Source organism: Variovorax sp. OK605 (genome assembly GCF_900115445.1).
Lineage (GTDB): Bacteria > Pseudomonadota > Gammaproteobacteria > Burkholderiales > Burkholderiaceae_C > Variovorax.
Map to the genome: position 1 here is coordinate 50468 of NZ_FOWL01000010.1, position 23435 is coordinate 73902.

General features: G+C 69.2%; 18 protein-coding genes and 1 tRNA gene. 9 read left to right on the forward strand and 10 right to left on the reverse strand.

Annotated elements, in window-relative coordinates; all coding sequences use genetic code 11:
* Positions 1-6 precede the first annotated feature (6 nt).
* From BM013_RS25130 to BM013_RS41320, 6 genes are all read left to right on the forward strand, one after another.
* On the forward strand, positions 7-4089 hold the full coding sequence (locus BM013_RS25130; protein WP_093130599.1) for a translocation/assembly module TamB domain-containing protein: 4083 nt from the start codon (positions 7-9) through the stop codon (positions 4087-4089).
* 63 nt (positions 4090-4152) lie between these two features.
* A tRNA-Arg gene (locus tag BM013_RS25135) sits at positions 4153-4227 on the forward strand.
* Between the two features lie 101 nt (positions 4228-4328).
* Complete coding sequence (locus tag BM013_RS40625; protein WP_143098331.1) at positions 4329-4910, forward strand: hemagglutinin repeat-containing protein; 582 nt, start codon at positions 4329-4331, stop codon at positions 4908-4910.
* Complete coding sequence (locus BM013_RS40630; RefSeq protein ID WP_143098332.1) at positions 4894-5391, forward strand: hypothetical protein; 498 nt, start codon at positions 4894-4896, stop codon at positions 5389-5391. Before BM013_RS40625 ends, BM013_RS40630 begins: the two co-directional genes overlap by 17 nt.
* A 131-nt stretch (positions 5392-5522) precedes the next feature.
* Entirely contained in the window at positions 5523-5924 is a 402-nt protein-coding gene (locus BM013_RS25145; RefSeq protein ID WP_093130396.1) for a VOC family protein, read from the forward strand.
* A 565-nt stretch (positions 5925-6489) separates the two neighbouring features.
* On the forward strand, positions 6490-6645 hold the full coding sequence (locus BM013_RS41320) for a hypothetical protein (protein WP_177225561.1): 156 nt from the start codon (positions 6490-6492) through the stop codon (positions 6643-6645).
* A 97-nt stretch (positions 6646-6742) separates the two neighbouring features.
* Here BM013_RS41320 and BM013_RS25150 read toward each other — a convergent pair whose 3' ends face one another.
* The gene (locus BM013_RS25150; RefSeq protein WP_093130397.1) at positions 6743-7087 is read right to left on the reverse strand and encodes a YdcA family protein; all 345 of its coding nucleotides are present in this window, start codon (positions 7085-7087) and stop codon (positions 6743-6745) included.
* 60 nt (positions 7088-7147) lie between these two features.
* Between BM013_RS25150 and BM013_RS25155 the strand changes: the two genes are divergently transcribed.
* Complete coding sequence (locus BM013_RS25155; protein ID WP_093130398.1) at positions 7148-7771, forward strand: site-2 protease family protein; 624 nt, start codon at positions 7148-7150, stop codon at positions 7769-7771.
* 44 nt (positions 7772-7815) lie between these two features.
* A complete protein-coding gene (locus BM013_RS25160) occupies positions 7816-9492 on the forward strand; it encodes a methyl-accepting chemotaxis protein (protein ID WP_093130399.1) in 1677 nt (558 codons plus the stop codon).
* A 47-nt stretch (positions 9493-9539) separates the two neighbouring features.
* Here the strand turns inward: BM013_RS25160 and BM013_RS25165 are convergent, their stop codons facing one another.
* From BM013_RS25165 to BM013_RS25200, 8 genes are all read right to left on the reverse strand, one after another.
* A complete protein-coding gene (locus BM013_RS25165) occupies positions 9540-9866 on the reverse strand; it encodes a hypothetical protein (protein WP_093130400.1) in 327 nt (108 codons plus the stop codon).
* 71 nt (positions 9867-9937) lie between these two features.
* Entirely contained in the window at positions 9938-10189 is a 252-nt protein-coding gene (locus tag BM013_RS25170) for a hypothetical protein (RefSeq protein WP_093130401.1), read from the reverse strand.
* Between the two features lie 524 nt (positions 10190-10713).
* Complete coding sequence (locus tag BM013_RS25175; RefSeq protein ID WP_093130402.1) at positions 10714-11460, reverse strand: lysophospholipid acyltransferase family protein; 747 nt, start codon at positions 11458-11460, stop codon at positions 10714-10716.
* A gap of 49 nt (positions 11461-11509) precedes the next feature.
* Entirely contained in the window at positions 11510-12796 is a 1287-nt protein-coding gene (locus BM013_RS25180; RefSeq protein WP_093130403.1) for a dihydroorotase, read from the reverse strand.
* Positions 12797-12935: 139 nt separating this feature from the next.
* On the reverse strand, positions 12936-13898 hold the full coding sequence (locus tag BM013_RS25185) for an aspartate carbamoyltransferase catalytic subunit (protein WP_093130404.1): 963 nt from the start codon (positions 13896-13898) through the stop codon (positions 12936-12938).
* An 89-nt stretch (positions 13899-13987) separates the two neighbouring features.
* Positions 13988-14485 (reverse strand): bifunctional pyr operon transcriptional regulator/uracil phosphoribosyltransferase PyrR, encoded by a 498-nt coding sequence (pyrR, locus tag BM013_RS25190; protein WP_093130601.1) that lies wholly within the window; start codon positions 14483-14485, stop codon positions 13988-13990.
* A 5-nt stretch (positions 14486-14490) separates the two neighbouring features.
* Positions 14491-14949 carry a Holliday junction resolvase RuvX gene (ruvX, locus tag BM013_RS25195; protein WP_371280821.1) on the reverse strand — a complete coding sequence of 153 codons (459 nt, stop codon included), beginning with the start codon at positions 14947-14949 and terminating at the stop codon, positions 14491-14493.
* Positions 14946-15545: a YqgE/AlgH family protein gene (locus tag BM013_RS25200; protein WP_093130405.1), complete on the reverse strand. Its 600-nt coding sequence runs from the start codon at positions 15543-15545 to the stop codon at positions 14946-14948. Before BM013_RS25200 ends, ruvX begins: the two co-directional genes overlap by 4 nt.
* Here BM013_RS25200 and BM013_RS25205 point away from each other — a divergent pair, their 5' ends adjacent.
* On the forward strand, positions 15546-17045 hold the full coding sequence (locus BM013_RS25205; RefSeq protein WP_093130406.1) for a cryptochrome/photolyase family protein: 1500 nt from the start codon (positions 15546-15548) through the stop codon (positions 17043-17045).
* Between the two features lie 92 nt (positions 17046-17137).
* On the opposite strand, the gene BM013_RS25210 is transcribed toward BM013_RS25205, so the two are convergent.
* Positions 17138-23422 (reverse strand): hybrid sensor histidine kinase/response regulator, encoded by a 6285-nt coding sequence (locus tag BM013_RS25210; RefSeq protein ID WP_093130407.1) that lies wholly within the window; start codon positions 23420-23422, stop codon positions 17138-17140.
* Positions 23423-23435 lie beyond the last annotated feature (13 nt).

The window sequence follows — 23435 nt, forward strand, 5'->3', positions numbered from 1 at the left end:
ACACCCATGCCAGCCGAGTCGGCACCGGCCGTGACGCCGCCGGCCGTGCCCCGCCCTCGATCGCGCGCACGCCGCGCCGCGCGCGCCTTCGCCTGGACCGTGACCGGCCTGCTGCTCGTGGTGCTGCTGCTGGCCGCCGGCGCGTGGTGGTACATCGGCTCCAACAAGTCGCTGGCCTTCGCGCTCGCGCAGGCCGCGCAGCGCCTGCCGGCCGGCCAGACCCTGGAGAGCCGCGACGTCACCGGCTCGCTGCGCACCGGCGGCCACATCGGCTGGCTCAAGTACCAGAGCGAGAGCATGGCCGTGGAGGTGAACGACGCCACCATCGGCTGGACGCTGGCGCCGCTGTTCCAGCGCAAGGTGCAGCTCGGCGAGGTGCATGCGAAGCAGGTGCTCATCGAGAAGCGCGGCGCGCCCGGCAACGAGCCCGTCAAGCCGCTCGAGCAGATCGTGCTGCCGGTGGAGGTCGAGCTGCCGTTTCGCATCGACGAAGTGCGCTGGGCCGGACCGCCCGTGCTGCAGGCGCTCAACCTGTCGGGCAGCTACAGCTACGACAGGGCCTCCGAGCATGCGCTGGAGATCAAGGGCGTGGACATTGCCGACGGCCACTACAGCGCGCACGTGAAGCTGCAGGGCACCGCGCCCATGGCCATCGACGCCGCGCTCGACGGCCGCGTGAAGGCGCCGCTGGCCGAGGACCACGACATCGACGTGCTGGCCGCCGCCACCGTGAAGGGCACGCTCGCCGGCACCGGCGCGCGCCTGCAGGTGGCCGCCGAACTCAAGCCCGCCGAAGAGAACGCCGACGCGCCCATGGAAGCCAGGCTGCAGGCGCAGATTGCGCCGTGGCTGCCGCAGCCCGTGATCGACGCCAAGGCCGACCTGCGCAACGTCGATGCGTCGAGCCTGTGGCCCGGCGCGCCGCGGACGCAGCTCACCGGCACCGTCGAGCTGCAGCCCGATGCCGACACCGGCCCCGCCGCCTGGAAGGCCTCCGCCGACGTCCGCAACGCCGTGCCCGGCCCGTGGAACGAAGAGAAGCTGCCGCTCGAACAGGTGCAGGCCCGCGTCGGCTTCGACGGCACCAGCTGGACCGTTCCCGAAGCCACCGTGCGCGCGGGCGGCGGGCGCATCGACGCGGCCGGCAAGTGGAGCCCCGCGCCCTCGCCATGGCAGGCCCAGGCCACCGTGCGCGGCGTGCGGCCCGGCGCGCTGTACAGCGAACTCTCCGGCGCGCCCGTGAGCGGCACGCTCAAGGCCGAGCAGAAGGAAAGCACCATCAGCTTCGACGCCGCGCTGCGTGCCCAGGGCGGCGCGGGCAGCAAGGCCCTGCCCGGCTTCGCGCTCGACCGCGCGCTGGCCCAGGGCCAGTGGAAAGACCAGGTGCTCGACCTGCGCACGCTGCGCATCGAGGCCCAGCGCGCCAGCGTCGACGGCAAGCTGCAGGTGCGCGTGGCCGACCAGGCCGCGAGCGGCAAGCTCAGCCTCGTGCTGCCGGGCGGCAGCGCGCAGGTCGAAGGCCGCATTGCGCCGAGCACGGGCGGCGGCGACATCAAGGCCAGCATCGACGACGCCGACACCGTGCAGCGCTGGGTGCAGAGCCTGCCCGGCCTGTCGAAGGTGTTCGCCAGCGCCGGTGCCAAGGGTTCGGCAAAACTGGACGCCAGCTGGCAAGGCGGCTGGCAGACCATCCAGCGCCGGCTGGAAAACGCCAACGCCCCCGCGCAGCGCGGCATCACCGAGCCCAGCCTGAAGGCCATGCTCGGCGTGCCGCGGCTGGAGCTCACACTGCCCGCCGAGCAACCCGGCGCCGCCGCCACCACGGTGCAGCTGAACGACCTGCGCGCCGACCTGGCCGGCAGCCTGGCGCAGGCCACGCTCACGCTGAAGGGCGAAGCCGCCACCGGCACGCAGAAGTTCAACATCGACACCCGCGCCAGCGGCGGCATCGCGGGCGCGGGCCAATGGCGCGCCGCGCTGGCCAGCCTGAAGCTGCAGGCGGCGGACAGCGCCCGCCCCGGCGACCCGTGGGTGGTGGAGCTGAGCCGCGAGGTCACCGCCACCATCCGCACCGCCGGCGGCAACGCGCCGCGCCTGGACATCGAGGCCTCCGCCGCCGCGGCCACGCTGCGCGGCCCCGTGCCCGGCACCGTGCGCATCGACTGGCAGCCGCTGCGCTTCAGCCAGAGCGGCGCGGCGCCCAACCGCGTGTTCCGCGTGCAGTCGAAGGGCCAGCTGCAGGGCCTGCCGATGGCCTGGGCCGGCGCTCTCGGCGCCAACACCACGCTGGGCGAATACGGCGTCAGCGGCGACCTGATGTTCGACGGCGACTGGGACATCGACGCCGGCGACACCCTGCGCGCCAAGGCCCGCATCGCGCGCCAGAGCGGCGACATCCGCGTGCAGGCCGGCGAGGCCGCGCTGGTCACGCGCATCACCAGCAGCGGCACAGGCACCGCCAGCGAACGCACCATGAACTCCGCCTCGGCCGGCGGCGAGGCGCCCAGCACCCCGGCCGGCCTGCGCCAGGCCGAGCTGCGGCTCGACGCCGAAGGCGACGCCGTGCGCGCCACCCTGGCGTGGGACAGCGAACGCGCCGGCAAGATCAACGCCGACATCAACACCCGCGTGCAGCAGCGCGCCGGCGGCTGGCAGTGGGCGCCCGACGCGCCGCTGGGCGGCACCATCAAGGCCGCGCTGCCCAACCTGGGCGTGTGGTCGATGCTGGCGCCCCCGGGCTGGCGCGTGGCCGGCACGCTGGACGCCAGCGCCACCCTGTCGGGCAACCGCGCCGTGCCGCGCTGGAACGGCACCCTGGGCGCCGACAAGCTCGCGCTGCGCGCGCCCGTCGAAGGGCTTGACCTGCGCGACGGCCGCCTGCGCGCCACGCTGAGCGGCGACAGCGTGCAGATCACCGAATTCACCCTCAAGGGCGGCGCCGGCAGCAACGCGCGCATCGGCGGCCAGAGCGGCAACCGCAGCACCGCGGCCAGCGAGGCGCGCACCGACGGCGGCACCCTGTCGGCCACCGGCAACCTCGCCTGGGGCCCCGCCAGCGGCACGGCCTCGGGCATTCGCATGGCGCTGCAGGCCCAACTGCGCGCGCTGCGCGTGCTGGTGCGCACCGACCGGCAGGTCACCCTCTCGGGCGACCTGCAGGCGCGCCTGGACAACGGCCAGTTCAGCGTGCGCGGCAAGCTCAGGACCGACCGCGCCGTCATCATCCTGCCCGACGAGACCGCGCCCAGCCTGGGCAGCGACGTGGTCGTGCGCTCCGCCGCCAAGGACCGCGAGGCGGCCGAGGCGGCGCAGCGCGAGGCCGCCAGCGCCGATGCGCAGGCGGCCCAGGCCCCGAAGGCGCAGACCACCAAGCCGCCGGACATCGTCGTCAACTTCGACCTGGGCGACGACTTCGCGGTGCAGGGCCGCGGCATCACCACCCGGCTGGAGGGCGACCTGGAGATCCGCAGCACCCGGCTGAACGCGCCGCCGCGCATCACCGGCGAGGTGAAGACCGTGAAGGGCCAGTACCGCGCCTACGGCCAGCAGCTCGACGTGGAAACCGGCGTGGCGCGCTTCAACGGCCCGTTCGACAACCCGGCGCTGGACATCCTGGCCATTCGCCCGAACCTGTCGCAGCGCGCGGGCGTGCAGATCACCGGCAGCGCGCAGTCGCCGCGCGTGAAGCTGTATTCGGAGCCCGCGCTGTCCGACGCCGAAACGCTGTCATGGGTCATCCTGGGCCGCGCCTCGGCCACCAGCGGCGGCGAGTCGGCCCTGCTGCAACAGGCCGCGCTGTCGCTCATCGGCAAGATCGGCGGCAGTGGCAGCGGCGGCAGCCTGGCCAGCCGCTTCGGGCTGGACGAACTCGGCTTCAAGGGCCCGGGCAGCGGCGGCGACCTGCGCGAGTCGGCGGTGACGCTGGGCAAGCGGCTGTCGAAGGACTTCTACCTCACGTACGAGCGCAGCATCGGCGGCACCTTCGGCACGCTGTTCATCTTCTACGACCTGACGACGCGGCTCACGCTGCGGGGGCAGGCGGGGCAGACCAGCGGGGTGGACCTGATCTATACGGTGAAGTACGACTGAGGCACCGAATCACGGGCGTCAGGCCAAGCTGGTAAAGTCCGGGCCGCGATTCACCGCAAAGATGTCTTCGTAGTTCAATGGATAGAACGGGGTCCTCCTAAGACTCAGATACAGGTTCGATTCCTGTCGAAGGCACCAAATCATCGCCGCACACCGTCTCACTCCATCGCAAAGCCCGCGTGCCTCATCGGTACAGCGGGTTTTTCTTTGTCTCGCGTTGTCTCACGGCGTAGCGTCCCATATCGGTACTTTGCCGGTACTTCTGTAGGTACCGCGCGGCGACCGTCGAGGCCAACCGTGTCACCGCCAATGTGGGTGGCGACCTGAACATCACGACCTTGCAGGACGTGTGTGACGATGAGGCTGCGACGTGTTGGGCCGCAAATGGCGCGTGCCGGGCAGCGGGCCATGCGGTCATTGGCAGTCTGAGCGGCGGTGTTGATGGCGCAGTTGGCGAGGCTGGCGCGGTGGTGAGTACTCAGGCGGCACCGCTGATCGATCGGGCGGCTATGGCGTTGGTCCTGACGGACGCAGCACACGATGCCGTGGTGGTGGGCCTGACCGCGACGGTCGGTGGTGCGCTGGGCGGCACATTGGGAGCAGCGGGGGCCTTCAACGAGGTCAACAACAACTTCTTGACGGGAAAACAAATCGCTCAAAAGCAGAAGAAACTGGCGGAGTGCAAGTCAAATTGTCTTGCTATTCAAAATAAATGGGATCGGCTCGACATCGAGCAGCAGACCCTGCTCGACGACCTTCAGTCTCAGATATTTCAGAATTCAATGACTGGAGGAGCTGCGTATCTTGAAGGTAAAGATTAAGGAAAATGCATTGAATCCATGCGATGTATACCTGATGAAAAAGGCATTGGGGCGCGATATATTTGCCCTTGGAAGGCCTGCTGCAAGAGGTGTTGTGATTGATGAAAATTGCTACTACCAAGGTTTTCTGGGGTATAGCATTGACAGATTGCTGGGCGTTGCATTGATCATGTCTCTAAGAAGGGGCGGCATCGATGCATTGAACGTCCCCATTAGATACAGGGATGGCAATCTATTAAGCCTGGCAGAGGTCGCTGCCAAAGTGAAAGGGCAAGTGACAAAAGGAAGTGAGGTGCTTCCAGTGGAGGTTGATGTGAATCTGCTTCACCCCATGAGGGTCGCATTTAAAACGAATGCACCGGAATTTTCGATTGCCAATGGTGAGGGCGGGGGCAGGATTGTTGGCGATAGATTGGATGGCCATATTTGGAGTGACCATGAGCAGGCCGAATATGCCTACGACTACAACAATTTGCTATGACCCGGTATGCAATCTATTTTTGCTCCGTTGCACGCCGCTTTCCAAAAAAATAGATGCCGCGTCAACTGGATGGTGAATGCTGGAGAACAGGCGCTTGACCCGAGCGTGCCCAGCAAGGGTACGCTCCAGACATGCCGTCCCCCCTGCTCAGTCTCCTCGTACTCAAGGTCCGTGATCTCGAGGCGTGTTGCGCCTTCTACTCGTCGATAGGCCTCCAACTGGTTCGCGAACGTCACGGGCGAGGACCGGAGCACGTTTCCGCCAACGCTGGCGGGCATGTGTTGCTGGAGCTCTATCCGGCGAACGCCGACACCCCGACACCGCAGGTGCGCCTGGGATTCACGGTGACCTCCGTGGAAGCAACAATTTCAGCGGTCTTGCAGGCTGGCGGCACGTTGATATCGCCGCCGGTTCAGGGTGAATGGGGGCTTCGCGCCGTGGTCTTCGACCCCGAGGGGCATCGCGTCGAGTTTGTCGAGGCAACTGCTGGCGTCGATGCCGAGTCGTCCAAGCCGAACGCAGTTGAAACCTAGCCTGCGCACCAGCGCGCCAGCGAGTTGAAAAGCCGCCTGCCCTGATCGCGCAAGAGGGTACGTCGACGACTGTTTCCGAGCAGTGCCGACACCTCGAGTTCCCTTCGCGTCCGCGCCGCACGACATCCCCCGGCCTCGTCACCCCCGGCAACAAACCCAGTCTTTTGTGACCCCGCGCCCCCCGCAGCACATGCCCCAGCGTTTCGAGAACTACTGGGCATTTCCGTTTCCCGCGCCGCGCGGTTCCTCTCTAAAGTGGACGCCCTCACCACCCAAAGCCTCACCACGCAGGCAAGGAGCGCATCACCTTCCCGCACTTGAATGAAACAGCCGCCTGCCTCGCAGCGGGTCATCGGATGCACGGCTGCACCGATGCAAATGCGAGGTCTCAAAAGGCGACGGCCGGGATGCGTCAACACCCCAGCCGTCTAACCAAGTGAAGTGCCCAAACCTCGAAAAGGAAGCACCCCAAATGGCTCCCCGGAATATAGCCCGCCCCTCCACGCCCCCACCTCCCCCCGAGGCCCCGCCAGACCCCGCGGCACTGCTGGAGGAAAAGAGCACGATGCTCCATTCGCTGCTGTGCTACTGCCACGGCAACGGCCCGCCGCAGCAGGAAGACGCGGGCCCCGTGCACCGCAACAACGTGTTCTGGCTGGCCTCCGTGCTCGCGAAGGACGTGGTGGACCTGGTGCAGGTCTGCCTGAAGCAAGACCGATAGGCGCCAGCCCCGTCATCGCCGTGGGGGTCCCTCGGTCTGCGCTCGCGCCGACCGAGGGAGCTGAGCTAAAGCCTCGGCAACCCGACGCCCAGCCCGATCACCTGCGCACGTAGCTCTTCGCGCCGCTGTCGCTCAGGCAGTACCGCCCGCCGCGCGGCCCGGTGCAGATGCGGCCCGACCGGCAAGAGCAATCGCCGGCGGCACCATTGCCACCATCGGCACCCGCAGGTGCCTGCGGCGCCAGCAGACCACGCATCGCATTCCCGCCGCCCTGCGGCCCCGTGCAGACCTTCTTCGATCCGCTGATCGACCCGTCATTGCACACGAACAACGCACCGGAGCAATGCGACACGCCGCCCTTGCCTCCGGAGCACGGGTAGTTCGCAGCAGCAGCAGTGGAAAAGGCCAGCGCGAACGCGCCGAGCACCAGCAGGACTTTCATGCGGGCGAAGCTAACATCGGCCGCCTCGCACGCGTCTGCGCGTGTTCCCTGCCTTGCCCCATGCTCCTTGCCCTGAAATTCATCGCTGCCATCGCGCTGCTGGCCGCGCTCCACATCACCGTCATGGCCCTGCTCGGCCGCTTGCTGGGCATTGCGATCCGCGAGGTGTCGTTCGGCTTCGGACCGACGCTGCTGGCCGTGGGCGTGCTGCGGCTGCGCGTGTTGCCGCTCGGCGGCGCGGTCGACTTCGACGATTTCGAGAGCCAGCCGCGCGCGGTGCGCGTGCTGTTGCCGCTGGCGGGCGTGGCGTCGCTTGCCGTGGTGGCCTTCGCGCTGCATCCATCGGCGCCGAGCAGCATGGCGCACGGCTTCGCGCAGATCGTGGCCGGCGCGCTGGGCCCGACCTCGCATGCCCAGCAACTGATCGGCGGCGCCGCGCGCGTCGGCATGCTCGGCTTCGTGCCCTTGCTGGGCATGCTGGCCGCCAAGCTCGCCGCGTTCAACCTGATGCCGCTGCCGGCCATGAACGGCGGCGCTGCCCTGCTCGCGTTGCTCGACCCGCAACCGCGCGAAATGCCGCGCTGGAAAGAGACGCTCGTGCAAGGGTCCGCGTGGCTCATGGTTGCGCTGGCGTTGGCGTGGGTCGTTGCCATCGGCACCTTCTTGCTTGCGCACACGCAGTAAAAAGCAGTCAATGCCCAGTCACACGGCGCCGCTCTAATGCGCCCGTGACAAAAGAACACCCAACCTCTCCCCGCCCCCGCAACATCCTCGGCCGCCGCCTGCTCGCGACCTTCACCGTCGTGCTGCTGCTGACCCTCGCGGGCTCCGGCATCGGCATCTGGTCGCTCGCCAAGGTCGACGAGGCCACGCGCGAAGCCATCCAGGAACGCGGCGTGTCCGAACGCCTCGTGGTCGACGCCTACCGGCTGCAGGCCATCAACGCCGAGCGCTACAAGGCGATGGCGTTGAGTTCGGAGCCCGAGGTCGGCGAGATCCTCTCGGCCGACATCCAGGCGACCGCGGCCAAGTACGACGACCTGCTCAAGCAAGTGGGCCAGCGCCTGCAGGACGACGCCGACCGCGCCTTGCTCGCGCAGGCCGACGCCGCCAGCAAGGACTTCGCGGCCGCCGTGAAGGAACTGATTGCCGCGCGCGATTCGGGCCTGACCGAGCGCATTCGCAACGTGTATGCGCAGCGCTTCCAGCCAAGCTCGGCGGCGCTGCTGGCGGCCGTTTCGAGGCTCGCGCAATCGCAGCGCGAGGCCATCGACGGGGCCGGCGTGCGCATTGCCGAACTCAGCGCGTCGGCCCGGCTGGCGCTGATGCTGTTCAGCGCCACCGCGCTGCTGCTGGGCGTGGTGCTGGCGCAGTGGCTGGTGCGCAGCATCAGCCGGCCGATTCGCACGGCCAACGAAACCGCTGAACGCGTCGCCAGCCTCGACCTGCGGCAAGACATCGAAGGCCACGCGCGCGACGAAGCCGGGCAGATGCTGCAGGCCCTGGGCGCGATGCAGGGCGCGTTGCGCGAGCTGGTGCTGCGGGTGCGCGAGTCGGTGCAGAACGTGCGTTCGGCGGCCGGCGAAATCGCGCACGGCAACACCGACCTTTCAGCGCGCACCGAAGACGCCGCGGCCAGCCTGCAGCAGACGGCGGCGGCGCTCGAGCAGGTGATGCGCACGGTGCGCGAGTCGAGCGACGCCGCGGGCGAGGCCGAACGCATGGCCGGCGCCGCCGCCGCGGTGGCGGCACAGGGCGGCGAGGTGGTGTCGCAGGTGGTGAGCACCATGCAGGACATTCACCGCGCCTCGCACAAGGTGGCCGACATCACGGGCGTGATCGACAGCATCGCGTTCCAGACGAACATCCTCGCGCTCAATGCCGCGGTCGAGGCGGCGCGTGCCGGCGACGCGGGGCGCGGCTTCGCGGTGGTGGCGTCGGAGGTGCGGCTGCTGGCCACGCGCTCGGCGGCGGCGGCGCGCGAGATCAAGGGGCTCATCGACGACTCGGTGCAGCGCATCGAGGCGGGAACGGTGCTGGCCGACAACGCGGGCCAGACCATGGGGCGCATCGTGTCGTCGATCGGCCAGGTGGCGGGCACGGTCAGCGCCATCACGATGGCCACGCACTCGCAGATGCAGGACATCGGGCAGATCAACACGGCCGTGGCGCGGCTGGACCAGATGACGCAGCAGAACTCGGCGATGGTCGAGGAGTCGGCCGCCGCGTCGGAAGGCCTGCGCGACCAGGCGCACAACCTCGACACGCTGATCAGCCAGTTCGTGCTGCCGGGCGATGCGTCGGCCAAGGGCGAGTGGGTGCCGGGACAACCGCCCGATGCGGCGGGGCGCATGGGGCACCAGGGGCGTGCCGTGCGGCGGCAAGGCAGGTTGCTGGCGGCCTGAGCGGCGCCGGCCGGTCAACGGGCCGGGGGGCGGTCGGGGTCAGGGAGTCAGCGGATCAGGTCCATCGGCGCGACCTGCGGCGTGACCTTGACGGCGGTGGCGGTCAGCAGCTGGCCGTTCGATTCCTTCCAGCACATGATGGCCATCATGCCCGAGCCCAGCTCGCCCGGTTTCTGGATCGACACCGCCTTCCATCCCTTGCACGCGCCGCCCAAGGTGGTGGGCCGGTCGAGAAACACGTACTCGGTGCCCGCGTCGATGGGCAGCACGCCCACCACGCCGGGGGGAAAGGGTTTGCGCGTCTGCGCGGCGGCCCCGCACGCGACACACGCGACAGTGGCCATGACGATGCCTGCCAGGAAGATCCGTCCCATACCTGTCTCTGCCTCCATGTTGTGGAGGCCCGATGTTACTTTTGCGTTCAGGAGTTCAGGCGCTCAACAGCTCAGGCCCGCTGCCGCCAGGGCTTCTGCGCGCCTTCCGCGGACCGCACCCGCACGAACTGGCTGGCGCGCAGCTTCATGCGCGCCACGGCCGCTTCGAGCGAGGGCTGCTCCATGATCACGAGCTCCCCGTGCCGCAGGCCGTTCAGCGCGATCTCGGCCACGCCGGAATAGCCGCCGCTGGAGCCCTGCTTGAAGTGGAACGAGCAGGACCAGCCGCCCGGAAGATCGACGGAAATGGGATGTGTGGTCAAGGGTGGGCGGGCGCTCGGGGACGGCCCGCCGCAGCGCGGGCGGGCATGTCCCATGGATTGGTTTTCTTGTGGACCCAGTGTCGCCGTGGCATGCACGGGGTCAATCCCATGAATGGGTTATACGGAGCCGAACCTGTCCGGCCCGTCCAGCCCGCTGAGCTTGGCCGGGCTCCGCGCCCACACCGGGGGCAGGCCTGCGCGCACGGCAATGTAGGCACGCGCTCACGCGCTTGAATTGCTTTATCCCGCACGCCGCGCGCACCAGCCGCGCCAACCTTCAGGCTTACCAGTTCAGGAGACACCGATCATGAAAAGCATCATTCTTTGGCTCTGCGGCGTACCGGTGATCGTGATCATCGGACTGAAGATCTTCGGCATCCTCTGACCGCCTGACAGTTTTTGCTCGAACTGCGAGATTGCGGTTCCTCCTCACGGCGCTTCGGCGTCGTTCAGCGCCTCCTCGGAGGCGCTTTTTTTATCCGGCGCCGAGAAGGCGGGAGAGGTGCAAGGGTGGCGAGGGTCGCTCAGTGCGTCTCGCGGCGCAGCTGCTGCACGTCTTCATGCAGCGACTGGGCCCATGCGCGGCGGTCGCGGCCATGCGGGTCCTGCGGCTCGCCGAAACGCACGATGGCCAGCAGCGGCGGCGCGCGCAGGGTGTTCCACAGCGAGGCGAGCAGGTTGTCGTCGTCGATGTAGCGCGGCGCCTGGCTGGTTTCGCCGGTGGCGGCATCGGCGAAGCGCAGCGCGGCGGGCAGCACGGGCGCGCCGGAAGAAATGGCGGCCTGCAGCAGGTTGGCATGGAACGGCAGCAGGCCGCGACCGTCGCTGGTCGTGCCTTCGGGGAACACGCCGATCATGTCGCCGTTGCGCAGCGCCTCGGTCATGTGGTGCACCACGCGCAACGCGTCGCGGCGGCGTTCGCGCTCGATGTAGAGCGTGCCCGAGCCGGTGGAGAGCGTGCCGATCAGCGGCCAGCCCTTGACGTCCGACTTCGACACGAAGCGCACATGGCGCGCCGCATGGATGCAGGTGATGTCTAGCCACGACAGATGGTTGCAGATGAGCAGCACCGGCCCGCCGGACGGCGGCGTGCCCTGCACCTTGAGCGTGATGCCCATGATCCCGAGCATGCGTTTCGACCAGGCCTGCACGCGCGCGTTGCGCTCGGGCTGCGAGAGGCCGGGAAAGGTGAAGCGGATCGTCCACCAGCCGGCCAGCGCATGCACTACCGCATGCAGGAGGCGCCAGCAGGCCTTCAGTGAATGAACCATCGGGGCGCTTTTCTTTTGGTTTTTCTTTTCGGCTTGTCTCGGTCGCCGCTCAGCCGTGCACCACGCGGCCGGCCACCAGCGTGTGGCGCGCGCGGCCCAGCAGCGGGTAGCCGGAGAACGGCGTGTGCTTGCCCTGGCTCTTGAGCGCATCAGGCTGCACCTGCCATTCGAGCGCGGAGTCGGCAATGCACAGGTCGGCCACGCCGCCTTCGACCAGGCGGCCGATGCCGGTGTCCGTGTCGGCGGCGCTCAGCAGGCGCGCCGGCGCCGAGGTGATGACCTCGATGGCGCGCGCCAGGCCCGCGCCGCTGCGCTCGCCCCATTGCAGCGCCAGCGGCAGCAGCAGCTCCAGGCCGGTGGCGCCCGGCTCGGCTTCGGCAAAGGGCAAGGTCTTGGCGTCGGCCTCGACCGGCGTGTGGTCGGACACCAGCGCGTCGATGGTGCCGTCGGCCAGCGCGGCCGAGAGCGCGTCGCGGTCGCCCTGCTGGCGCAGCGGCGGGTTCAGGCGCGCGCGGCTGTCGAAGTAGCCGATGTCGGTGTCGGCCAGGTGCAGCGAGTTGATGCTGACGTCGCAGGTCAACGGCAGGCCCTGCGCCTTGGCTTCGCGCACCAGCGCCACGCCGCGGGCGCTGGAGATGCGGCACAGGTGCACGCGCGCGCCGGTGGCCTTCATGAGCTCCACGATGGTGAAGATGGCGATGGTCTCGGCCGACACGGGCACGCCGCCCAGGCCCAGGCGCGTGGCCAGCGGGCCGCTGGCGGCCACGCCCTTGCCGAGGTCGCGGTCTTGCGGGCGCAGCCACACGGTGTAGCCGAAGGTGCTGGCATACGACAGCGCGCGCTGCAGCACCTGCGTGTCGGCCAGCGGCACGTCGGCCTGGCTGAAGCCGATGCAGCCGGCCTCGGTGAGCTCGGCCATCTCGGTGAGCACGCCGCCGGCCAGGTTGCGCGTGAGCGCGCCCAGCGGGAACAGGCGCGCGCATTGCAGCTTCTCGGCGCGGAACTTGAGCATCTCGACCAGGCCGGGCTCGTCGAGCACGGGGTCGGTGTCGGGCGGGCACACCAGGCTGGTCACGCCGCCGGCAATGGCCGCGGCCATTTCGCTTTCGAGCATGCCTTCGTGTTCGTAGCCGGGCTCGCGCAGCCGCGCGGCCAGGTCCACCAGCCCGGGGGCGACGATGCAGCCCGCGGCGTCGATGGTGCGCTCGGCCTTGAAGCCGGCCGGAATGCGGCCGCCGATGCCGGCGATCTTGCCGTCGGCGATGGCGATGTCGGCCTTGTTGTCGGTGCCCGAGGCGGGGTCGATGACGCGGCCGTTGGTGATATGGATGTTCATGCGTATGGTCTTCCGATGGCGGTCAAGGCCTTTTCGGGAAACACCGTGGAACCGGCTTTGCCGGGCCACCGGTGTTGCCCCCGGCAGGGGGTTGGCGAAGCGACACGAAGTGCGCGAAGACTGGGGGCGAGCAACATGTCTATGCTTCGTTACCTGCGACGATGCTCATCACGGCCATGCGCACGGCGATGCCGAAGGTGACCTGCGGGAGGATCACGCTCTGCTTGCCGTCGACCACGGCGGAGTCGATCTCCACGCCGCGGTTGATGGGGCCCGGGTGCATCACGATGGCGTCGGGCTTGGCGAGCTGCAGCTTCTCGGGCGTGAGGCCGAAGGTCTTGAAGAACTCCTGCGACGAAGGCAGCAGCGCGCCGCTCATGCGCTCGTTCTGCAGGCGCAGCATGATGACCACGTCGCAGTCCTTGATGCCTTCCTCGAGCGTGTGGCACACGCGCACGCCCATGCCGGCCATGTCGGCGGGCACCAGCGTCTTGGGGCCGACCACGCGCACCTCGGCGCAGCCCAGCGTGGTGAGCGCGTGGATGTCGGAGCGCGCCACGCGCGAGTGCAGCACGTCGCCGACGATCGCCACCGTGAGGTTCGAGAAGTCCTTCTTGTAGTGGCGGATCGTGTACATGTCGAGCAGCCCCTGCGTGGGGTGCGCGTGGCGGCCGTCGCCGGCGTTCACCACGTGCACGTGGGGCGCCACGTGCTGTGCGATCAGGTACGGCGCGCCCGACTCGCTGTGGCGCACCACGAACAGGTCGGCGGCCATGGCGCTCAGGTTGGCGATGGTGTCCAGCAGCGACTCGCCCTTGGTGGCCGAGGAGCGCGCGATGTCAAGGTTGATGACGTCGGCACTCAGGCGCTTGGCCGCGATCTCGAAGGTGGTGCGGGTGCGCGTGCTGTTCTCGAAGAACAGGTTGAACACGCTCTTGCCGCGCAGCAGGGGCACCTTCTTCACTTCGCGGTCGCTCACGCTGGTGAAGTTGGCGGCCGTGTCGAGGATGTGCGTGACGATGTCCTTGGGCAGGCCCTCGATCGACAGCAGGTGGATCAGCTCGCCGTTCTTGTTGAGCTGGGGGTTTCGCTTGTAGAGCATTTACTTGCAGGCCTCCCGCCGGGCCGCCCCAAGGGAGGCCGGCGCCCCCTCGGAGGGCAGTGAATACACGAAGTGATGAACGTGGGGGTTCACTTGTTTTCCTCCACCTTGAGGCTGAAGGCGCCGTCTTCGGCGCGTGCGAGTGCGAGCAACTGGGTGTCGGGCAGCGTGAGCGTGGTGGCCGCGAAGTCAGCGGCCACGGGCAGCTCGCGCCCGCCGCGATCGACCAGCACCGCCAGGCGCACGCAGGCGGGGCGGCCGAAGTCGAACAGCTCGTTGAGCACGGCGCGGATGGTGCGCCCGGTGTAGAGCACGTCGTCCAGCAGCAGCACGTCGGTGCCGTTCACGTCGAAGGGCAGCGCGGTCTGCGCGCTGGCCGACAGGCCGCGGCGCGCGAAGTCGTCGCGGTGCATGGCCGAGGAGATGATGCCGGGCGCGCCGCTCAGGCCCAGGTCCTTCTGCAGCCGCTCGACCAGCCAGGCGCCGCCGGAGGTGATGCCCACCAGCCTGGTGGCCGGGCGCATGAGCGTCTTCACGCCGGCCAGCAGTTGGGTGTAGAGCGCCTCGGCGTCCGGAATGGTGGAAATGGAACTCACGGGAGACTCCTCAAAAATTGCTCCAGGATGATGCAGGCCGAGGCGGCATCGGCATCGCGCGCGCCCGAGGACAGGGCCTCGGTGGTGCTGTAGCGCTCGTCGACCTCGAACACCTGGAGATTGAAACGCCCGCGCAGCTGGCGCGCGAACTTCTGCGCGCGGCGGGTGTTCTCGTGCGGGGCGCCGTCGGGGTGGTAGGGCACGCCGATCACCAGCGCGTCGGGTTGCCACTCCTTGATGCGCGCCTCGACCTGGGCGAAGCGCGCGTCGGCGCCCTCGGCCTTGATGGTGGCCTGCGGCGTGGCGGTGCCCAGCAGCCGGTTGCCGCTGGCCACGCCGGTGCGCTTGGTGCCGTAGTCGAAGGCCAGGAAGGTCTGGAAACCGGCGGGAACGGGAGCCGGAACAGGAACGGAAGCAGGAGCGGGCGTGGGCGCGTCGGACATGACGTCGCTCATGCGTGGCCCGCGTCGGGCGACAGCTTCCAGGCCTCGAGGCCCAGCAGCAGCAGGGCCTTGTCGTAGCGCTGCTCGACCGGGGTGTCGAAGATCACGGCCGGGTCGGCGCCGACGGTGAGCCAGCTGTTCTCGGCCAGTTCGGACTCAAGCTGGCCCTCGCCCCAGGCCGAATAGCCCAGAGAGACCAGCACCTTGCGCGGGCCGGCGCCGGTGGCCAGGGCCTCCAGCACGTCCTTGGAGGTGGTCATCTCGAGCCCGCCGGGAATGGTCATGGTCGAGGCGTAGACCGACTCCTCGGGCTTCTCGGCCTGCGTGAAGACCGGCTCGTGCAGCACGAAGCCGCGCTCGGTCTGCACCGGGCCGCCCTGGAAGACGGGGGCGTCGCCCAGCTCGGGGCGGGCCAGGTGAAGCTCGATCTTCTCGAACAGCACCTTGAGGTTGATGTCGCTGGGTTTGTTGATCACCAGCCCGAGCGCACCGCGCTCGCTGTGTTCGCAGAGGTACACGACGCTGCGGTTGAAAGTTTTGTCTTCCATCCCGGGCATCGCTATCAAAAAATGATGCGTGAGGTTCATCGGGGCAGAATCGGCAGCCATATGCCTCCGATTTTACTGGCCGTCGACAAGACCTATCCCAAAGGGCTCATGTGGTTCCGCCGCGACCTTCGCGTCGACGACAACGCCGCCCTCTACCGCGCATTGCGCGCCTGCCGCCAGGTGGTCTGTGTTTTCGTCTTCGACAAGGCGATCCTGGACGCCCTGCCCTCGGCCGACCGGCGGGTCGAATTCATCCGCGAGTCGTTGGTGGAGCTCGAATCCGAGCTGCGCGCGCTCGGCGGCGGGCTGATCGTGCGGCACGCCGCGGCGGTGCAGGAAATTCCGGCCCTGGCCCGCGAGCTCGACGTGCAGGCCGTGTTCGCCAACCGCGACGACGAGCCCGAGGCGCTGGAGCGCGACGCCAAGGTGTTCGGCGCGCTGGCCAATGCGGGCGTGACCTTCCACACCTACAAGGACTCGACCGTCTTCGACCGCGACGAGGTCATGACCAAGACCGGCCAGCCCTACACGGTGTTCACGCCATACAAGCGCGCCTGGCTGGCCAAGGTCGATTCGTTCTTTCTCAAGTCGTACCCTGTGCGCAGCCACGCCGACGCGCTGGTGCCCTCGCCCCCGGCCTACGGCGAGCCGGTGCCCGCGCTGCGCGAGATCGGCTTCGAGAAGACCAACCTCTCGGCGCTGGAGATTCCCACCGGCACCAAGGGCGCGGGCGCGCTGTTCGAGGACTTCTTCGAGCGCATCGACCGCTACGACGAGGCGCGCAACTTTCCCGCGGTGCGCGGGCCCAGCTACATGGGCGTGCACCTGCGCTTCGGCACGGTGTCGATCCGCCAGCTGGCCAGCGTGGCGCACCAGCTCTCGCTGCAGGGCAACCCGGGCGCGGCGACCTGGCTGAGCGAGCTGATCTGGCGCGACTTCTACTTCCAGATCCTGGCGCACTTTCCGCACGTGCGCCCGAACGGCGAGTCGAAGAGCTTCCGCCCCGACTACGACAAGATCCAGTGGCACCACGGCAAGCACGCCGACCAGCTGTTCGAGGCCTGGTGCGAGGGCCGCACGGGCTACCCGCTGGTGGACGCGGCCATGCTGCAGATCAACCAGAGCGGCTACATGCACAACCGCCTGCGCATGGTGGTGGCGAGCTTCCTGTGCAAGGACCTGGGGCTGGACTGGCGGCGCGGCGAGACCTACTTCGCCACGCACCTGAACGACTTCGAGCTGGCCTCGAACAACGGCGGCTGGCAGTGGGCCAGCTCCAGCGGCTGCGACGCGCAGCCCTACTTCCGCATCTTCAACCCGGTGACGCAGAGCGAGCGCTTCGACCCCGAGGGCAAGTTCATCCGCCGCTACCTGCCGCAGCTGGCGGGGCTGTCGAACGCGGCGATCCATTCGCCGTGGACGGCGTCGCCGGTGGAGCTGGAGGCGGCCGGCATCAAGCTGGGCGAGAACTACCCGAAGCCGGTGGTGGACCACGCCGAGGCGCGCGAGAAGACGCTGCAGCGCTACGGCGTGGCGCGGGCGAAGACGCTGCAGAAATAGGCGCCGGGCCGAAGACCTCGGCACCGCAGCAGAAAAAGAAACGGGGCCCGAAGGCCCCGTTTTTCTTTTTGGCTGACGCTCTCGACGCAGCGTCAGGCCGCGGCCGCCAGTGCCGGTTCGCTCGTGTACGCACGCACCAGGCGCAGCAGTTCCTCTTCCGAGTACGGCTTGCCCAGGTAGTGGTTCACGCCCAGCGTGCGCGCGTAGTCGCGGTGCTTCTCGGCGATGCGCGAGGTGATCATGATGATCGGCAGCTCGGCCAGGGCCGAGTCGGCGCGGATGTTGCGGGCCAGGTCGAAGCCGTCCATGCGCGGCATCTCGATGTCCGACAGCACCACGGCCGGGCGTTCCTGCTGCAGCCGTTCGAGCGCCTGCAGGCCGTCGGCCGCGAGCGACACGCGATAGCCTTCGCGCTGCAGCAGGCGCTGCGTGACGCGGCGCACGGTGATGGAGTCGTCCACCACCAGCACGAGCGGGATCTGCGGCACCACCGGCGCCAGGGCCACCGGCTCCTGCGGCGCGCCGGGCTCGCCCGATGCGGCGTGCGCCGATGCCGCGGCCAGCGCGGCGGCCTGGCGCTCGCGCGCCAGTTCGCCGTGCACCGCCGCCAGGGCCACCGGGTTGTAGATCAGCGCCACCGCACCCGACGCCAGCACCGAGATGCCGGCCAGGCCGGGCAGCCGCGCAAGCTGCGGGCCGAGGTTCTTCACCACGACTTCCTGGTTGCCCAGCACTTCGTCGACGTGCAGTGCCACGCGTTGCGCCGCGCTTCGCACGATGACCAGCGTGTTGGTCTTGGTGGCGCTTTGCTCGCTGCGCGTGGAGTGCTGCAGCAGCGCGCCGGCCCAGTAGAACGGCACCTGTTCGCTGCCGAAGGGGTGGCTGTTGTTCAGGTAGGCCGCCTCGAGGTCGGTGGCGCCCACGCGCTGCACCAGTTCCACCAGGTTCGACGGCACGCCGATCGACACCTCGCCCGCGCGCAGCATCACCACGTGCGTCACGGCGGTGGTCAGCGGCAGCACCAGCTTGAAGGTGGTGCCCTGGCCGGCGACGCTGTGCGTTTCGATGCGGCCGCCGAGCGCCGCGATCTGCGCGCGCACCACGTCCATGCCGATGCCGCGCCCGGACAGTTCGGACACCTGGCCCGCCGTGGAGAAGCCGGGCTTGAAGATCAGCTCGGTTGCCTCTTCGGGCGACAGTTCCTGGTCGTGGCCGAGCAGGCCCAGCGTGCGGGCACGCTCGGCGATGCGCTTGTGGTCCAGGCCGGCGCCGTCGTCGCGGAAGCTCACCGAGACGTCGTTGCCTTCATGGTGCAGGTCGATGACGATCAGGCCGCTGGCGTCCTTGCCGGCCTTCTCGCGCGCCGCCACGTCCTCGATGCCGTGGGCCACGCAGTTGCGCAGCAAGTGCTCGAAGGCGGGCGTCATGCGGTCCAGCACGCCACGGTCCATCTCGATGGAGCCGCCGACGATGTCCAGGCGCACCTGCTTGCCGGTGTCCTTCGAAGCCTGGCGCACCACACGGTACAGGCGGTCGGAGATGCCTTCGAACTCCACCATGCGCGTGCGCAGCAGGCCGCGCTGCAGTTCGCGCGTCTGGCGTGCCTGCACGTTCAGGTCGTCTTCCGTGGCCTGCACCGTCTTTTGCAGCGTGCGCTGCACGGTGGCCACGTCGTTGACCGACTCGGCCATCATGCGGGTGAGTTCCTGCACGCGGGTGAAGCGGTCGAACTCCAGCGGGTCGAAGCTCTGCTGCGAGTCCTTGGCTTGCGCCAGGCGGGACTGCATCTGGCTTTCGGCCTGCACTTCGATGTCGCGCAGCTGCTGGCGCAGGCGGTCCAGGTTGCCCGTGAGGTCGGCGAGCGAACCGCGCAGCTGGCCGAGTTCGGCCTCCAGGCGCGAGCGCGTGATGATGACCTCGCCGGTCTGCGCGACCAGGCGGTCCAGCAGCTGGGTGCGGATGCGAACGGCCTGGCCCGTTGCCGAGCGCAGCGGCGAGAGCAGTGCCGGCGCGGGGCGTGGCTGCAGCATGGCGGGCGCGGCGGCTTGGGTGCCGGCGGCCTCTTCGACGCTGCCTGCAACCGATGCGGCCGGTGCAGTTGGTGTGGCCGCTTCGTCGTTCGCCGGCTTGTCGGTGGCCACCTGCACCAGCTGGGTGGCGGGTGCGGAGGCGGCGGCCGAGGCCGAGGCCACGATGTGCGCGAGCTCGACCTGCGTGGCGTCGTCCGCCGCGCGCAGCGCGTCGAAGGTGGCCTGCAGCGCGTCGAGGCGGCCGAGCAGCTTTTCGATGTCGGAGCGCTCGGCGCCCTGGGAACCCAGGACTTCGATCTCGGACTCCATGCGGTGCGCGCGTTCGCCCAGGCGCATGGCGCCGGCCAGTCGTGCACTGCCCTTCAGCGTGTGCAGCGTGCGCAGCACCGACGCGCGCGGCGCGCTGTCGTCGGGGTGGTGCGCCCACTGGCGCAGCGCTTCGCCCAGTTGCGGCAGCAGTTCGGCGGCCTCTTCCTCGAAGATCGGGAACAGGTCGACGTCGACCGCGTCGGCCATGTCGATGGCGTCTTCGGAATCGTCCAGCGCCACGTCGGCGAAGCTTTCGCTGACCACCACCTGTTGCAGCTGCCGGGCTTCGGCGCGCATGGCGAGTTCGGTCGGCATCGGCGAGGCGGCGATGTCGCGCAGCGCCTGCAGCGTGCCTTCGGCCGGATCGCGCAGGAAACCGACGGCGAACTGGTGCAGCAGGCGGCGCAGCTCGTCGGCCGCGGCCACCAGCACCAGGCCCTGTTCACGCGTGCCGCGGCCCTGCATCTGCAGGTGCTGCAGCGCGGCTTCGAGCAGGCGGGCCATGCCCGACAGGCTGTGGAAGCCCACGGTGGCCGAGCTGCCGGCCAGCGAGTGCGCCAGCGCAACGGTCGAATCAGGCAGGCGTTCGTGCGTTTCGAGCGCCCATTCGCCGACGTCGGTGGCGAGCTGGCGGGACCATTCGTCGGCCTCGTTGAGGTAGACGTTGTACAGCGCGATGCCGATGCGCAGCGGACCGATCACCTTGACCTGGTCGTCCGCGCTGACCGCGACGATGATTTCCTCGACGGCCGGCGCGGGGGCGGCGGCGACCACGGGTTCCGGTTCAGGCTCCAGCTGGGATTGCAGTGCCGGCACTTCGTCGGCAACGAGGATTTCCGGCTCGGCGGGTGCCGAGGGAGCCTCGAGGATGGGCGCGATCACCTCTTCGGCCGCGGCCGGGGCGGCGGCGTGGACGGGTTCAGGCTGCGCCTCGACCGTCAGTTCCGGTTCCGGTTCCGGCTCGGCCACGGCGATGACTTCGGCGACGGCTTCGGGCGCCGGCTCGATCGCCAGCAGCGGTTCGGGCTCAGGCTCGGCTGGGGCGACCAGCGCCACGGGCTCTTCGAGCGCCTCGGGTGCGTCCTGCGGCGCTTGCGCGGCTTCGACGACTTCGGGCTCCGCGGCCTGCACGGCTTCCCAGTCGAAGTCGGGCAGCGCCGCTTCGCTCGGGAGGGTCGCCTCGACGGCGGGTGCGGGCTCGACCGATTCAATCGATTCAATCGACTCGACAGGCTCGATCGTGCGTTCGGGTTCCGGCTCGGCCTTGGCAACCACGGGCTCGGCGCGTGCCGGCGTCTTGGCGTGGGCCAGGAAGTCGAACTCGTCGCCGCTGGGCAGGCTCAGCAGCGGTGCCGGCGCGGTGTCCTGCTTCGAGTCGAAGTCCAGGAAGTCGGTCGAAGCGAAATCGTCGTCGCTCTCGGGCGCGGCGGGCTTCTCGGGCTCCTGCCAGGCGATGGTTTCCAGTTCCGGCTCGGCCGGTGCGGCGACCGGTGCGGGCGCCTGCACTTCGTCGACCAGCGACAGGTCGGGCAGCGGGGGCATGACCAGCGGCGCCACAGGCTGCGCAGCCGCCACGGGCTCGGGTGCGGCGACAGGCGTCGGTGCTTCCGCCGCGATGTGGCGCGCGGCGACCGCCAGGGCCTCCGCGTCGGCCACGCGCACGGGCGGAGGCACGGGCTCGCCGGCCAGCAGCGCGTTGGCCACGCGGCTGAACGATGCGGACTGCCAGTTGTGGGCTGCGCCCGAGGCAATGGCTTCGACCCACTCGCTGAATTCCTTCAGCGTTCTTTCGGTGCCCGACAGCAGCTCCGGCGTGGCGGCGCGCTGGTCGGCCAGCCAGGTGTTGAGCACCTGCTCGAGCGACCAGGCCGCGTCACCGAATTCGGTGAGGCCGACCATGCGCGAGCTGCCCTTGAGCGTGTGGAACGCGCGGCGCAGGATCGTGAGTTCTTCGGTGTCGTCCGGGTAGCTGCCGAGCTCGGCGATGGCGGCCAGGCCGGCCTCCACCACTTCGCGGGCTTCGTCCAGGAAGATGTTCTGCAGGTCGTCTTCTTCGAGCTCGGTGACTTCGGTGTCGGGCAGCGCCGACGGTCCGGAAATCTTGTGGGTCCAGCTGTCGGCCTTGTTGCTGAACTCCTCGATCGGCGAGACCTTGGCCTTGCGGTTGGGCGTGGCGAGCGCGGCGAGCTTGGAGGCGATCTGTGCGTCGACCTCCTCGATGCTGAGCACGGACTGCGCGGCCGGCGCCTGCACCGGTGCGGCGCCTTCGGCCACGGGCGTGTCGGTGGCCTGGCGGCCCATCAGCGGCTTGAGCTCGCCGGCTTCGGCGTCGAACACGAACAGGCGCTTGGCCAGTGCGGGCTGGTAGCCCAGCATGTCGATCAGGAAGCCGAGCGCGCCCAGGTTGTTGCCCAGCGCGTCGAAGCCGGCCATTTCCTCGGCCGGCGAGGTGCTCACGAGCATCGCCTCGACGTCGTCGCGCATGCGCTGCACGGTGAGCGCGGCCTGGTCGAGGCCGAGCACGGAGAACACGCCGCGCATCTGCATGAGCTGCGTCGGCACGGTGCGCAGCAGGGTCTTTTCGGCCGGGCGGCGGAAGTACTGGTCGAGCGACTTCTCGAGCTCGCTCAGGTGGCTGCGCAGCTCGTCGACCACGGTGCCCATGGTCTGGCGATCGCTCACGCGGCGGTAGAGGTCTTCCATCCACGGCTCGAGCGGCTCGGAATGGCCGCCTGCGCGCACGCGTTCGATGCGCCCCGACAGCTGCAGCGTGCGGGACGTGAGTTGCGGGTCGCTCGGGTCGAGGTCTTCGAGCGCGGCTTCCAGGTACAGCACCGAGGTGGCGACTTCCATCGCGAGTTCGGTGCCGGGCGCCTGGCCGGAGCGCACGGAGGCGTCGACCGCGTGGTTCAGCGCCTGCACCATCGGCAGGCTCGGCGGATGCAGCTTCTGCAGCGACTCGCCGAGCTGGGCGAAGGTGTCGGCCACCTGGCGCGTGCGGGTGACGTCGCCGCCCGAGAGCGCAGACCACATTTCCTTGGCGGTCTCGATGCGCTTGCGGGCCTGTTGCAGCACCAGCGGATCGAAGCGGCCGAACTGCTCGACGGTGTAGTCGATGTGCGGCTCGTTGGCGATGCCCCAGGCGTTGCGCACGGTGCGCAGCGTGTCGGCGTCGTCGGTGGCGGCAGGCACGCCCTGCGCGCAGAAGAAGAGCAGGTCCTGGCCGAGGCGGTCGGACACCAGGCTGTCGCCGCGCGCGAGCGTGGCGTACTGCAGCAGCACGCGCGAAGCGGCGCGCTTGACGTACGAGTCGGGCGCGATCAGGCCGGTGGCCAGCGCTTCGAAGAAGCCGGCGGCCAGGGTCCAGAAGCTGGCGACGCGGGGCAGCAGCGCGCCGCGTCCGAGGCCCAGGCACAGCGCATGCAGGCGCCGCGCGGCCTGCGGGTCACCGGTCTTGACCATCTGCAGCACTTCGCGGTCCAGCCGCGAGCGCACGGCCGGGTCGTAGGCGACGGCGGCCTGCGTGAACGCGGGCTTGACCTCGACCCAGCGCCAGGTGGCGCCCCACAGGTCGGCCGGGTGCACGCGCTCGTTGCCCACCAGCTCCAGCACGTCGCGGTACTGCGGGAACAGCGCCACCGACGACACGGGCTTGCCGGCCAACAGGGCGTTGAGGAAATCGGTGACGGCGAAGCCGGCACGCTCGATCTTGATCACGGCAGCTTCGGTGCAGCGCAGCGGTTCGGCAATGAAGCCCTGCACCGCGAACTCGATGGCGCCGAGCACCAGCGCGGGCGAGGGATGCCCCACCATCTGGAGGGCGCCGACGGCCTGGTGCAGTTGCTGGCGGGCCATTTGCAGCGGGCCGCTGTCGGGCTCGGCAGCGGTGCCCACGTCGCGCACGAAGCGCCGCAACGACTTGCCCACAACGTCGAGGGATTTCTGGATTTCTCCCAGCACCCAGGCCAGCGGCCCCAGGTCTTCGGTGGCCGGCACGTTGCCGGCAAGAGGGGCCGTGGCAGGGGTTTGAATCGACACGTTGGGTGCTCGC

Coding starts and splice junctions, on each gene's coding strand:
- BM013_RS25130 (WP_093130599.1), top strand. CDS start 7: ATGCCAGCCGAGTCGGCACCGGCCGTGACGCCGCCGGCCGTGCCCCGC.
- BM013_RS25145 (WP_093130396.1), top strand. CDS start 5,523: ATGCCGTCCCCCCTGCTCAGTCTCCTCGTACTCAAGGTCCGTGATCTC.
- BM013_RS41320 (WP_177225561.1), top strand. CDS start 6,490: ATGCTCCATTCGCTGCTGTGCTACTGCCACGGCAACGGCCCGCCGCAG.
- BM013_RS25150 (WP_093130397.1), bottom strand. CDS start 7,087: ATGAAAGTCCTGCTGGTGCTCGGCGCGTTCGCGCTGGCCTTTTCCACT.
- BM013_RS25155 (WP_093130398.1), top strand. CDS start 7,148: ATGCTCCTTGCCCTGAAATTCATCGCTGCCATCGCGCTGCTGGCCGCG.
- BM013_RS25165 (WP_093130400.1), bottom strand. CDS start 9,866: ATGGGACGGATCTTCCTGGCAGGCATCGTCATGGCCACTGTCGCGTGT.
- BM013_RS25175 (WP_093130402.1), bottom strand. CDS start 11,460: ATGGTTCATTCACTGAAGGCCTGCTGGCGCCTCCTGCATGCGGTAGTG.
- BM013_RS25180 (WP_093130403.1), bottom strand. CDS start 12,796: ATGAACATCCATATCACCAACGGCCGCGTCATCGACCCCGCCTCGGGC.
- BM013_RS25185 (WP_093130404.1), bottom strand. CDS start 13,898: ATGCTCTACAAGCGAAACCCCCAGCTCAACAAGAACGGCGAGCTGATC.
- ruvX (WP_371280821.1), bottom strand. CDS start 14,949: ATGAGCGACGTCATGTCCGACGCGCCCACGCCCGCTCCTGCTTCCGTT.
- BM013_RS25200 (WP_093130405.1), bottom strand. CDS start 15,545: ATGGCTGCCGATTCTGCCCCGATGAACCTCACGCATCATTTTTTGATA.
- BM013_RS25205 (WP_093130406.1), top strand. CDS start 15,546: ATGCCTCCGATTTTACTGGCCGTCGACAAGACCTATCCCAAAGGGCTC.